The sequence below is a fragment of the Noviherbaspirillum sp. Root189 genome (genome assembly GCF_001428545.1).
Lineage (GTDB): Bacteria > Pseudomonadota > Gammaproteobacteria > Burkholderiales > Burkholderiaceae_D > Noviherbaspirillum.
This window is the reverse complement of record NZ_LMHZ01000004.1, coordinates 121792-135159: the sequence shown is the minus strand read 5'-3', so window position 1 is coordinate 135159 and position 13368 is coordinate 121792. Positions and strand designations below refer to the sequence as shown.

Here is a 13368-nt window from a genome sequence, read left to right as displayed (position 1 = left end):
AGAAGGTCGATGTGGGCAGCAAGCTGGTTGATCAGGCCGGCAAGACGATGGATGAAATCGTCACGTCGGTCAAGCACGTTGCCGACATCATGAACGAGATCACTGCAGCCAGCGACGAACAAAGCGCAGGTATCCAGGAAGTCAGTCAGGCCATCACGCAGATGGATGAAATGACACAGCGCAATGCAGCGCTGGTGGAAGAAGCGGCGGCTACGGCTGAAAGCATGCAGACACAATCCGCCAACCTGGCCCAGACGGTTGCCGTCTTCAAGCTCCAGGATCGCCCCGGCGACATGCAAAAGCCGCCCGCTCAATCTTTTCAGCCTGCCAAGCCAATTGCCGCGCCTGTCAAACCGGCCGTCTCGGTCAGGGCGGCTGTTCAAACACGGAAAGCGGTTACACGCAAACCTGCTACGAGCATATCCGCCGCCGGTTCTCAAATCAGCAAGCCGACGCCGCGCTTGCCGGTGGCCAGCGGTGACGACTGGGAGGAATTTTAATTTCGATGTAAGCCTTACCACCGGTTCATAGTGTGTGGCCGCTGCCGATAACATGAATAACAGTAGCTAAGTAGCAGGAACGGGTAAATAACCAGGTACAGCGAATTTTGGAGACGCAATGAGTATGAACAAGTACAAGCCGGTACGTACCTTGGCAATCAGCACAGCTGCCGTTGCAACGGGCGTTGCTGCGGCCGCTCTTGCAGCCTGGGGACTGGAATCTGTCGGCCCTGTCGTTTCCGCGATCATTGCTTCCGTTACCGCTACGGGCGTCACCTTTTGCGCTACACGCAAGCGTGGTGGCAATGCCTCGAGTGTTTTGCGTGAAATCGGCGACGAAGTCGATCACATCATGATAGGCGCTGCCGAAACCTCCTACTTCGTCGACTCCATCAAGAAGAAAGTGGGCATTGACCTGCAAACCACGCAAGAGATTGTCGGCAGGGCTGAACAGACCGCTTTGGCAACCGAGCAGATCGCTGTCAACGCCCAGCGTGCGTCCAAGGTGGCGGCCGATGTCCGAAGTGAAAGCATGGCCGGCAGAGCCGAGGTCGATCAGGGTCTGCAGCGCATCAGCAACGCTCGCCAGGATGCAAAGACAGCATCGCAATTGATGGCGCATCTGCAGGAAAAATCCCGCCGCATCCATGTCATTACCGAAGTCATTAATGAAATTGCGGCGCGCACCAATTTGCTGGCGCTGAATGCGGCGATCGAAGCTGCGCGTGCCGGCGAACATGGTCGCGGATTCGCCGTTGTCGCCGGTGAAGTACGGCAACTGGCCCAGCGTACCAAATCGGCCACTGACGACATCGGTGTCATGGTCAGGGAAATCAACGAGGAAGCCGAGCGCGCGGCGGCAGGCATGGCGTCTTTGACATCGAAAGTCAGTGACGCAGCGCAGAACGTTGAACGAGTACATGGTTTCCTCAGCAGTATCGAGCAGTCCGCGGCGGTGTCTGAAAACGAAATTCACCAGATTGCCGACGCATCGCGCGAGCATGTGGAGAGTACGCATGTGATCGCCGATGCGGTATCGCGTATCCGCGACGGCATGCTGGCCACGGAAGAAGAACTTCCGCGCGCTACCAGGTCCGCCATGGTACTTTCCGAGCGCGGCGAAATGTTGTTCGCCGCGTTGGCGCGTTCCGACGCCAGTACTTCGCATGATGAATTGTGTGCCGTTGCGCAACAGGCAGCGAAGGACGTCGGGAAACTGTTCGAACAGGCCATCGCCACTGGACAGATCACCGAAGCGGCGTTGTTCGACCGTACTTACAAACCAATTCCCAACACCAATCCGCCGAAGCACACCACTGCGTTCGACGGCTTCACCGACCGCGTGTTGCCAGCACTGCAGGAACGTATCCTGGAACAATGGTCGCAACTGACTTACGCCGGTGCCGTCGATAATAACGGCTACTTCCCTACGCATAACCGGAAGTTTTCCAAACCCTTGACTGGCGACTACGAAACCGACTTGGTCAATAATCGTACCAAGCGGATTTTTAACGACCACACCGGATCTCGCTGCGGTTCGAATACCAAATCTTTTTTGCTGCAGACCTATAAGCGGGACACCGGAGAGGTCATGCATGACCTCAGCGCACCTATCTATGTCAACGGCAAACACTGGGGTGGGTTCCGCGTTGGTTATCGGTCGAGCGCGCCGGTCGCGGCAGTTACCCGAAATGCGGCGGTCAAGCCCGCCGCGCCGTCTTCACCTGCGCCTTCATTGGTGAAAAGTCCTGTCAAAAGCTTGTCCGGTGCCGCAAATAAACGCGGCAAACAAGGCGCGCATTAAAGTGGAAAACGGGACAGGATTTAGCGCAACAACTAACTCGGACCATGGAACAGATTCTGCATGACGCTGGCACGACAAAACAAACCTGATGCATCGAAAGAATTCGATTTCACCGCACGTGACTTCGAACGGGTGCGAGCGTTGATCCATCGGCGCGCGGGGATTGCTCTCGCGGAAAGCAAGCATGAGATGGTGTACAGCCGTCTTGCGCGACGCTTGCGCGCCACCGGCGTCCGTTCGTTTCAGGCGTATCTGGATGGCCTGGAAAGTCGCCTCGACGACGACGAATGGGAAGCCTTCACCAATGCGCTGACGACCAACCTGACCTCGTTCTTTCGCGAAGCGCATCATTTTCCCATTCTGGCCGACCACGTGCGCAAGGCGAAGGAGCCGGTAACGATATGGTGTTCCGCCAGTTCGACCGGTGAAGAACCTTATTCGATCGCCATGACCTTGTGCGAAGCACTTGGTCCGGCGGCAGCCCAGTCGCATGTGATTGCCACGGACATCGATACGAACGTGTTGAATACCGCCTCCAGTGGCATCTATACGATGGATCGGCTCGACAAGATGGAGCCGGATCGCGCGCGCCGTTTTTTCCTGAAAGGGAAGGGCGAGCATGCCGGACTGGCGAGGGTGCGGCCGGAACTGCGGCAAATGGTGACTTTCAAGCAACTGAACTTGCTGGCCGATGAGTGGCCTGTCAGCGGACACTTCGATGCCATCTTCTGTCGCAATGTGATGATTTATTTCGACAAGCCGACACAGGGCAAGATCCTGTCGCGCTTTGCACCCTTGATGAAGCCGGATGCACTGCTGTTTGCCGGCCACTCGGAAAACTTTCTATATGTCTCGGATGCCTTCAAGCTTCGGGGCAAAACCGTGTACGAACTTGACTCACGCCAGCCGGGGGCGTCGCGCATGGTGCCACGCAGGAGCGAGAAACAAGCATGACTTCCGGAATCGAAGAACATTTCGCCACCAACGTCTACTACGATCGCACCTTCGATTGCGACGCAGCCAAGATCCTGCCTGGCGAGTATTACTACACGCCGAAGGATATGCTGATCGTGACGGTGCTCGGCTCTTGCGTATCGGCCTGCATCCGCGACCGCGTAACCGGCATCGGCGGCATGAACCACTTCATGTTGCCCGACGGCGGCGGTGATGCCGACAGTCCGGTATCGGCGTCGATGCGTTACGGGACCTATGCAATGGAAGTGCTGATCAATGATTTGCTCAAGGCCGGTGCGCGGAGAGAAAACCTTGAAGCGAAAGTATTCGGCGGCGGCAATGTGCTGCGCGGCTTTGTCGCAATCAATGTCGGCGAGCGCAATGCGCAGTTCGTTCGCCAGTACCTGCGCGCCGAAAATATACGCATTGTCGCGGAAGACCTGAACGACATTTACCCGCGCAAGGTATATTTTTTCCCCCGCTCCGGCAAGGTACTGGTCAAGAAACTCAAACAACTCAACAACAATACCCTCGTGAACCGGGAACAGGATTATGCAAGCCGTCTGCAGAAAAGTCCGGTGGCTGGCGATATCGAGTTGTTTACCTGAACGGCTCAGCATGGAAAGCAAGTGTTATGAAAACAAAAGTCCTTATCGTTGACGACTCCGCGCTTATCCGCAGCGTGATGAATGAGATCATCCGCAAACAACCGGATATGGAAGTGGTTGGCGTTGCGCCCGATCCCATCGTTGCCCGTGAACTGATCAAGCAGACCAATCCCGACGTCCTGACACTGGACGTTGAAATGCCCCGCATGGATGGCCTCGACTTCCTCGAAAAACTGATGCGCCTGCGCCCGATGCCGGTCGTCATGGTGTCGTCCCTGACCGAGCGTGGTTCTGAAATTACCTTGCGCGCGCTTGAACTTGGCGCCGTGGACTTTGTCACCAAACCCAAACTCTCCATACAAAGCGGCATGCTGGAATATGCGGAGCTCATCACCGACAAGATCCGCGCAGCGGCAAAGGCAAGGGTCAAGGCACGTACCGTCGCGCAGAGCGATCCCAATCGCGTGTCCGGCGAAGGCTTGCCGCTGATCCGCAATCCGCTGACCAGTAGTGAAAAGCTGATCATCATCGGCGCGTCGACCGGCGGTACGGAAGCCATCAAGGAATTCCTGACGCAGATGCCATCCGATTGCCCGGGCATCCTGATCACCCAGCACATGCCGGAAGGTTTTACGCGCTCTTTCGCCAAGCGCCTGGACAGCCTCTGCAAGATCACCGTGCGTGAGTCGGAAGGCGGCGAGCGTATTCTGCCCGGACATGCCTTCATCGCTCCGGGTCATTCGCACCTGCAACTGGTGCGTAGCGGCGCCAACTACATGACGCAGCTCGACCAGGGTCCGCCGGTCAATCGTCACCGCCCATCGGTCGATGTGCTGTTTGACTCGGCCGCGCGCTTTGCGGGCAAGAACGCGGTTGGCGTCATCCTGACCGGCATGGGCAAGGATGGTGCACAGGGCATGCTGGCAATGAGGAACGCCGGTGCCTATAACTTTGCGCAGGATGAAGCGTCATGTGTCGTGTTCGGCATGCCGCGTGAAGCCATTGCGGTCGGCGCCGCTCATGAGATCGGCGCACTGACATCGCTTCCGGGAATGGTGCTGAATCATCTGGCTGCACATAGCAGCAGGGCGCTGCGGGTCTGAACGACACCCTGCCGGTCCGATGGGACGACGCGATATTGTCATTTGGATCACATCTGACAATTGCAACGTGCTGAATGTGTTGAAAATGGTTCGCTCTTGTGTCGAGTATTCAAGATGGCACATGCTTTGAGTGCATAATCAAGAGCGATGGGATTATACTGAGGCCTATACCGTTCATGGCTGCGATAGAACGGATGGCCGATAACGATTTGCAGAATCAATGGAGTAATTCATGGCGGGTCCGAATACAAAATTCTTGGTGGTTGACGACTTCTCGACGATGCGCCGCATCGTCCGCAATCTGCTGAAGGAATTGGGCTACACGAATGTAGACGAAGCCGAAGACGGCGCAATGGCCCTGTCCAAGCTGCGCAGCGAACAGTTCGATTTCGTTATCTCGGACTGGAACATGCCAGTGATGGACGGCCTGACCATGCTGCAGAACATTCGCGCAGATGCAGCGCTGTCCAAGCTTCCCGTCCTGATGGTGACCGCGGAAGCAAAGAAGGAAAACATCATTGCGGCAGCGCAGGCGGGCGCAAATGGCTACGTCGTCAAACCCTTTACCGCGGCAACGCTGGACGAAAAACTGTCCAAGATCTTCGAGAAGCTTGAAAAAGTCGGAGCCTGATGTGAGTCAACCGCTCCAGCCGCCAGCGGGCGCGGACCAGGCTGCACAGGACGAAATGCTGGCGCGGGTCGGTCAGATGACCCGCATGTTGCACGACAACCTGCGAGGCCTTGGTTTCGACAAGCTGCTTGCCAAGGCGGCGCATGACATTCCGGATGCACGCGACCGTCTCGATTACGTGGCGAAGATGACGGAGCAGGCCGCGCAGCGGGTGCTGACCGCGACAGAAAACGCGTTGCCGCTGCAGGAAAAAATCGAAACCGGCGCCGCCTCTCTCGCACAGGAATTGCAGGGCATGCTGGCGACACCGTTCTCCGAGCAGCAATCACGTGAGACCATGCAACGCATGCTCGCCTATCTGCAGGAAAGCGGTGCGAGCGCAGGGTCGACACGCGCACAACTGCTCGACATCATGATGGCCCAGGATTTCCAGGACCTGACCGGGCAGGTGATCAAGAAGGTGACCGAACTGGCGCATGGCATTGAACAGCAGTTGGTCCAACTGCTGATTGATTACGCACCGCCGGAAGTCCGGCGTGAAGCAGGGACTGGTTTGCTGAACGGTCCGCAAATCAATCCGGTTGGGAACGCCGATGTGGTCGCAGACCAGGGACAAGTAGACGATCTGCTGGAAAGTCTTGGATTTTGAATCCTGGTCGCCGCTGATTCTCCATACTCTCCCGTCTTGAACCGATCCAATTCGTCACTACGGTGACGCCACTACGGACATTACACATGCAAGCAGAGAACTTTATCGTTCGCGAGCCACTGGTCAACTCGCAGGAGCGTGTGCTCGGTTATGAGCTATCGTGGCAGAAGCCCACGCTCGAGCGTCGCAAGCCGGACGAGGCAGAAATTGTCTCGCTGGCAAAGTTTGTCGCCGACCAGCTCAACAACACGGACTCCGGTGCGCTGCTGGGAGACCAGATACTCTTCATTGAAGCCGCGCCTGGCTTGCTCGGACACGAAGCCATTTGCGCCTTGCCACCCAAGGGCACCATTCTTGCTGTAAGAGGCGAAGACCTTGATGACGAAGCAGCGCTTCCGGCGATTCAGGAAGCGCGTGGGAAAGGCTATGGCGTCTCGCTACGCGGTGCCAACATTGCCGGCGTCGACAAGAGTTTGTTATCGCAATTCACCCACATCGAAGTGCCGATCGGTGCCGCCAATTTTGCTCCGCAGGTCCAGTATTTCCGTTCGCTTAACCTTGCATCCGTACGCATGGTCGCCCGTCAGGTCGAGACCTGGCAGGCCTATGATGTCTGCGCACAGATCGGACTGTATGCCTTTGTCGGCAATCTGCACCTGACACCGCGTCCGGGCAATCATTCACGCGATCTGAATCCTGCTCAAACCATGATCCTGCAACTGATGGACATGGTGCGCAAGAACGCTGACATCAAGGAGCTGGAGAGTATCCTCAAGCGCGATGCGGCGCTGTCCTACAAACTGCTTCGCTACATCAACTCCGCGGGCTTTGGATTGGGCTGTGAAATCCAGTCGCTCAAGCATGCGGTCACAATGCTCGGCTATTCACCGTTGTACCGCTGGCTTGCGCTGTTGCTGGCCACGGCAACCACGACTGGCTATTCTCCAGTGCTCATGCAGACAGCTGTGATTCGCGGTCGTTTTGCGGAACTGCTGGGCAGTTCGTACCTGCCACGTAATGAAGCGGAAAACCTCTTTGTGGCGGGTATGTTCTCCCTGCTCGACAAACTGCTTGGCGTACCGATGGAAGATGTGCTTGAGAAGATCCAGTTGTCGGAATCGGTCACGCAAGCGCTGTTGTCACGTGAAGGTATCTATGGCCCCTTCCTTGCCATGGCGGAAGCATGCGAACTGAATAGCGCTGAAGTCGATGCAATGGCAACCTCGCTGTGCATCAGCGCCAGGCAGGTGAACGAAGCGCAGATGTCGGCGCTGGCCTGGGCGCAGAGCATCAAGCTTTGATCGGGTCGTTGGCTGCAACGCGAAATGAGTAGCACCAGCAGCCGGCAACCAGCAACCAGATTTGCCGACGTGATAACTCCCTCCGTCAAGTTCCCTCCCCCTGTTAGGGGGAGGGCTAGAGAGGGGGTGTGAAGGTCACTCCACCACTTGCGGCTGCAAAAGCGGTCAACCTGTCAATCACGCAATACCATAACTGCACACCAATTTCACCACCGTCCGCATTTCCCCCACTTTTCACCCTCATCCACGGCACCACAACACCTCTGAATAGCGAGGGGTTTTCATGGTTGTTCCCGTGATGGTAAAACTGATATTTCGAGAATAATCCTACCTATTGGCCCCCACTGCGTCATCCGGAGTGCGGCAGGGCGGCAGGGCGGCAATACAGGAGTCGGCGATGGCCGAAGATAGCGATCTCGAAAAGACAGAACCAGCGTCAGCCAGGAAACTGGAACAGGCGCGCGAGGAAGGCGACGTTCCCCGATCGCGGGAGCTGGCTACCTGTACGATTCTGCTCGCGGGCGGTCTTGGCCTCTTGTTCACCGGCGAAGGCATGGTGCGTCGTTTGAACAGCATGCTGGTTTCCGGATTGTCTTTCGAGCGTGAACGCGCTTTCGATTTCGACTTGCTGCTCATGCATCTCGGTGCGAGCGCCGTGGATGTACTCATCGCTATGGCGCCTTTTGCCGGTCTTTTGATCCTGGTCGCGCTTGGCTCACCAATGCTGATCGGTGGCTGGCTATTCACCGCAAAATCGCTGATGCCCAATTTCGGTCGACTCAATCCGATGAGCGGCCTGGGCAACATGTTTTCCGTACGTGCATTGGTCGAACTTGGCAAAGCGATCGGCAAAACACTATTGGTCGGCACGATCGCCTGGATGGTGATCTCCAGCGAGATCGAACCGATGCTGGCGTTGTCCACCGAACCGCTGGCTGCCGGCAGCGCTCACCTCGGCCATCTGCTCGTGACCGGCTTCATCTCGATCGTCTGCGGCCTGGTGGTGATCGCCCTGATCGACGTTCCCTACGTGTTGTGGCAATACGCCAGCAAGCTGAAGATGACACGCGAAGAAGTACGCCAGGAATCCAAGGAGTCGGACGGCGATCCACAGGTCAAGGCACGCATCCGCCAGATGCAGCGTGAGATGGCCAAGCGCCGCATGATGTCTGAAGTGCCCACTGCCGATGTGGTCGTGACCAACCCGACGCATTATGCGGTCGCACTGAAATACACCGAAGGAAAAATGCGCGCGCCGAAGGTGGTTGCCAAGGGTGCGGATGAAGTCGCTGCAAAGATCCGTGAAATCGCGGCTGAGAACAAAGTTGCCTTGCTGGAAGCGCCGCCGCTGGCGCGTGCGTTGTATCGCCATGCCGAGCTCGGCGATGAAATCCCGGCTGCACTCTACACGGCGGTAGCGGAAGTGCTGGCCTACGTGTTCCAGTTGCGTGCTTATGGCCGCGACGGAGGCGTCAGGCCGCAAGCACCGGATGAAATTGACGTGCCGTCCGAACTGGACCCGCTTAATCCGGCGGCTCAGAAAACCGATGGGCGGACGCGATGATGAATAACCTCAAAATGCCCCCGTGGCTGGCCGGTCAATCGAAGGCGCTCGCAGCACCTATCCTCATCATCATGATGCTGGCGATGATGGTCCTGCCATTACCGCCTTTCGTGCTGGACATGTTCTTCAGCTTCAATATCGCGCTGTCGATCATTGTTCTGCTGACCAGCCTCTACACGATCAAGCCGCTGGATTTCATGGCGTTCCCGGCTGTGTTGCTGGTGTCCACGATGCTGCGTCTATCATTGAACGTGGCATCGACACGCGTGGTGCTGACCGAAGGACATAAAGGTCCGGACGCGGCAGGCAAGGTCATCGAAGCTTTTGGTCACTTCCTGATTGGCGGCAACTACACCGTCGGTATTGTGGTCTTCGTCATTCTGACCATCATCAACTTTGTCGTGGTCACCAAGGGTGCCGGCCGTATCGCGGAAGTCGGCGCGCGATTCGCGCTCGATGCAATGCCGGGCAAACAGATGGCGATCGACGCCGATCTCAACGCCGGCCTGATCGGCGAGCAGGAAGCGCGTGCACGTCGTCTCGAAGTCTCGCAGGAAGCGGAGTTCTACGGCTCGATGGACGGTGCCAGCAAATACGTGCGTGGTGACGCCGTCGCGGGCATCCTGGTCACGGTAATCAACATCTTCGGCGGCCTTGTCGTCGGCATGGTGCAGCACGACCTTGCTTTCGACATGGCACTCAAGAACTACACCTTGCTCGCCATCGGTGACGGCCTGGTCGCACAGATTCCTTCGCTGATCATTTCAACTGCGGCCGGTGTGGTCGTCTCCCGCGTGGCAAGCGAACAGGACATCGGCGGCCAGCTGGTCAACCAGCTCTTCGCCAAACCGCAAGTACTGTACATCACCGGTGGCATCATCGGCGGCATGGGCCTGATTCCAGGCATGCCGCATATTGCTTTTATTCTTTTGGGTGGCGCACTTTGTGGTGGCGCCTACATGATCTCCCAGCGCGCCAAAAAAGAACTGGAAGCACCTCCGCCGATTCCCGAAGCCGCGACCACCGCGCCGGAACAGGAAGAAGCGACCTGGCAAGACATCGTGCCGGTCGATACACTCGGCCTTGAAGTCGGCTACCGCCTGATTCCACTAGTGGACAAAGGCCAGAACGGCGAACTGCTGCGCCGTATCAAGGGTATTCGCAAGAAGTTCGCCCAGGAAGTCGGTTTCCTGTCTCCGCCCGTGCATATCCGTGACAATCTCGAACTCAAGCCCGCCGCCTATCGGATCACGCTGAAAGGCGTGGAAGTAGGCAGCGGAGAAGCCTTTGTCGGCCAGTTCATGGCGATCAATCCTGGCATGGTCAGCGGCGCATTGCCCGGCAATGCCACTACCGATCCGGCGTTCGGCCTGCCGGCCGTCTGGGTAGACAACGGCATGCGCGAACACGCGCAAGCCCTGGGCTATACCGTGGTGGACGCCGGTACCGTGATCGCGACACACCTGAACCATCTGATTACTTCGCATGCCGCCGAATTGCTGGGCCGCCAGGAAGTACAGCAGTTGCTCGATCACCTTGGCAAGGAGACGCCGAAGCTGGTTGAAGACCTGGTGCCGAAACTGATTTCCCTCTCGACCCTGCAGAAGGTTTTGCAAAATCTGCTGATCGAAGGTGTCCATATCCGCGACATGCGAACCATCATCGAGACCTTGTCCGAGTTTGCACCGCAGACGCAGGATCCTAACGAATTGACCGCCATGGTGCGCATCGCCCTCGGCCGCGCGATCGTGCAACAGATTTTCCCGTCGACCAACGAGTTGTCCGTCATCACCCTCGACAGCCGCCTCGAGCGCATCCTGATGCAGGCGCTGCAGTCCAGCGGCCCCGATGGCGCCGGCATCGAGCCGGGACTGGCCGATACGATTGCCGCGCAAGCCGAGCAGGCTGTGCGCCAGCAGGAACAGATGGGCCTGACACCGGTGCTGCTGGTGCCCGGCCCGCTGCGTGGATTGCTCGCCCGCTTCCTGCGCCGCGCGCTGCCGCAGCTCAAGGTCTTGTCACACGCAGAACTTCCCGATTCCAAAACGATTAGAGTTACCAGCCTAGTTGGAGGCCAAGCATGAATGTAAGAAAATTTTCCGCAGCCACCTCGCGTGATGCATGGCGTCAGGTGCGTGAGGCCCTTGGCCCCGATGCGGTGATTCTCTCCAACCGCACCATCAACGGCATGATTGAAATCCTGGCGCTCGCGCCGGAAGACATGTCGGCATTGGGCGATCCCGTAATTGAGAAACCGGCAGTGTCCGAGTCTACGCTGGCTGCCTTTGGCGCAGCGCGTGAAGCTCACCAACAGATACAGCCGATGCAGTCGATGCAGCCAGCTCAACCGGCCAAGGCGATCATCGACGATCGCCATGTCGACGAGAATCAGGCATCGAACCTTGCCGACGCGCTCGCCGCCAGCCGTGATGCCGCGCCGAAATCCCAGGGCGTCGCCGAACTCGCCGAAGTGATGAGCGAGCTGCGTTCCATGCGTGGCATGCTCGAATCGCAACTCGCCGAAATCGCCTGGGGCACCCAGCAAAAACGCGAACCCGCCAAGGCAGCGGTGATGCGCGAATTGCTGTCCGCAGGCTTCAGCGCCAGTCTCGCGCGTTACCTGACGCAGAACATGCCGAAAAATGAAATGACTGACAAAGGCATGGCCTGGGTCAAGTCCGTGTTGTCACGCAATCTCAGTGTGATCAGCAACGAGAATGAAATCCTGGAAAAGGGTGGCGTCTATGCACTGGTCGGCCCGACCGGCGTTGGCAAGACAACCACCACGGCCAAGCTCGCGGCACGCTGCGTCATGCGCCATGGCGCAGGCAAGCTGGCGCTGATCACAACCGATGGCTATCGTATCGGCGGCTATGAGCAGTTGCGCATTTACGGCAAGATCCTTGGCGTGATGGTGCATTCGGTCAAGGATGAAACCGATCTGCGCATCGCCCTCGACGAACTCAAGAACAAGCACACCGTTCTGATCGATACCGTTGGTATGGGACAGCGCGACAAGATGGTGGCGGACCAGATCGCGATGCTGTCCGGCACCGACTCCAAGGTCAAGCGTCTGCTGTGCCTGTCGGCGACGTCGACCGGTGAAACGCTCAATGAAGTCGTGCGCTCCTACCAGGGCGACGGCCTTGCGGGCTGCATCATGACCAAGCTGGACGAAGCCGCAACGGTAGGCAACGTGCTGGACGTGATGATCCGCCAGAAGCTCAGTCTTTACTATGTGGCAAACGGTCAACGCGTACCGGAAGACTTGCACGTGCCCAACCAGCATTACCTGGTCGACCGCGCGTTCAAGCTCAAGCGAGAAACCGCGCCGTTTCAGTATCAGGATGAAGAGTTGCCACTGGTGATCGGCAATACCGCCCATGCAATGAATGACAAAGGTTTGCGCGAGGTGACACTTGGCTAGTTTCGATTTTGACCAGGCTGAAGGCCTGCGCCGCATGCTGGCTGGCCCGAAGCCGCGGGTATTTACTTTTCTGTCCGCGGCGTCGGCCGAAGAAAAAGGCGCCATGCTGGTGAATCTCGGCGCGTCGCTCGCGCAAGCCGGTAGGGACGTGCTGCTGGTGGATGCCTGCGTCGCATCCGAAGGCATTGCCTCTCGCCTGGGTGCCATGAAGAGCGCGTCGCTTGTCCAGGTCGCGCAGCGTGAACGCGCACTCGACGATGCGATCCAGCCGATGCCGCAGGGTTTTGGTGTCGCGGCACTGCGCCGTGGCGCACAGAAGATCGTTACAGGCAATGCCGAGCAGATGCAACGACTCGACGATGCATTCGGCGTGCTGTCCGCCCGTGCCGATATCGTCGTCGTCGATGCCGAACTCGACAAGGATGACGCATTTACCATCCCGGCACTGGCCGGCACTGAAATCGTGGTGCAGGTCTCCAATACTCCGGCATCGATCAAGGCGGCATACACGCTGATCAAGCGGGTCAACAGTCAGCTGGGACGCCGTCCGTTCAGCATCCTGGTAACCGGCGCATCGGACAAGGACGCGCAACTGGTGTACCAGAACATGGCGCAGGCTGCGAACCGTTATCTTGCTGTCAAGCTTAACTCCATGGGATCCGTGCCCGCCGATGAACACCTTAAGAAAGCCATGCACCTTGGCCGTGCGGTAGTCGATGCCTTTCCGCTGGCTGGTGCTTCGGTTGCCTTCCGGCGACTGGCCGGGAAGTTTGTGTTATCCGATGTGGCGACCGCGGGCTAACATGGCATTTCCCCGCACCGGGCGC

Annotated in this window: 12 protein-coding genes; all 12 read left to right on the top strand. The window is 58.0% G+C overall.

Annotation, left to right across the window (positions count from 1 at the left end; genetic code table 11):
* On the top strand, positions 1–500 hold a 500-nt coding region (locus ASE07_RS03635), incomplete at its 5' end, for a methyl-accepting chemotaxis protein (protein WP_235548336.1).
* Between the two features lie 118 nt (positions 501–618).
* Entirely contained in the window at positions 619–2304 is a 1686-nt protein-coding gene (locus ASE07_RS03630) for a methyl-accepting chemotaxis protein (RefSeq protein ID WP_057289442.1), read from the top strand.
* Positions 2305–2364: 60 nt separating this feature from the next.
* Positions 2365–3258: a CheR family methyltransferase gene (locus ASE07_RS03625; RefSeq protein WP_057289441.1), complete on the top strand. Its 894-nt coding sequence runs from the start codon at positions 2365–2367 to the stop codon at positions 3256–3258.
* The gene (gene cheD / locus ASE07_RS03620; RefSeq protein WP_057289440.1) at positions 3255–3866 is read left to right on the top strand and encodes a chemoreceptor glutamine deamidase CheD; all 612 of its coding nucleotides are present in this window, start codon (positions 3255–3257) and stop codon (positions 3864–3866) included. The genes ASE07_RS03625 and cheD overlap by 4 nt, the downstream gene beginning before the upstream one ends.
* Positions 3867–3892: 26 nt before the next feature.
* Positions 3893–4969: a protein-glutamate methylesterase/protein-glutamine glutaminase gene (locus ASE07_RS03615; RefSeq protein WP_057289439.1), complete on the top strand. Its 1077-nt coding sequence runs from the start codon at positions 3893–3895 to the stop codon at positions 4967–4969.
* A gap of 232 nt (positions 4970–5201) precedes the next feature.
* Entirely contained in the window at positions 5202–5600 is a 399-nt protein-coding gene (cheY, locus tag ASE07_RS03610; RefSeq protein WP_057289438.1) for a chemotaxis response regulator CheY, read from the top strand.
* A 55-nt stretch (positions 5601–5655) separates the two neighbouring features.
* The gene (gene cheZ, locus ASE07_RS03605) at positions 5656–6249 is read left to right on the top strand and encodes a protein phosphatase CheZ (RefSeq protein ID WP_235548341.1); all 594 of its coding nucleotides are present in this window, start codon (positions 5656–5658) and stop codon (positions 6247–6249) included.
* Positions 6250–6335: 86 nt separating this feature from the next.
* Positions 6336–7550, top strand: a complete 1215-nt coding sequence (locus ASE07_RS03600) for an EAL and HDOD domain-containing protein (RefSeq protein WP_057289436.1) — start codon at positions 6336–6338, stop codon at positions 7548–7550.
* A gap of 397 nt (positions 7551–7947) precedes the next feature.
* Positions 7948–9114: a flagellar biosynthesis protein FlhB gene (gene flhB / locus ASE07_RS03595; protein ID WP_057289435.1), complete on the top strand. Its 1167-nt coding sequence runs from the start codon at positions 7948–7950 to the stop codon at positions 9112–9114.
* Positions 9114–11198 carry a flagellar biosynthesis protein FlhA gene (gene flhA, locus ASE07_RS03590; protein WP_057289454.1) on the top strand — a complete coding sequence of 695 codons (2085 nt, stop codon included), beginning with the start codon at positions 9114–9116 and terminating at the stop codon, positions 11196–11198. The genes flhB and flhA overlap by 1 nt, the downstream gene beginning before the upstream one ends.
* Positions 11195–12541 carry a flagellar biosynthesis protein FlhF gene (gene flhF / locus ASE07_RS03585; protein ID WP_057289434.1) on the top strand — a complete coding sequence of 449 codons (1347 nt, stop codon included), beginning with the start codon at positions 11195–11197 and terminating at the stop codon, positions 12539–12541. Before flhA ends, flhF begins: the two co-directional genes overlap by 4 nt.
* Complete coding sequence (locus ASE07_RS03580) at positions 12534–13343, top strand: MinD/ParA family ATP-binding protein (RefSeq protein WP_057289433.1); 810 nt, start codon at positions 12534–12536, stop codon at positions 13341–13343. Before flhF ends, ASE07_RS03580 begins: the two co-directional genes overlap by 8 nt.
* Positions 13344–13368: the final 25 nt, after the last annotated feature.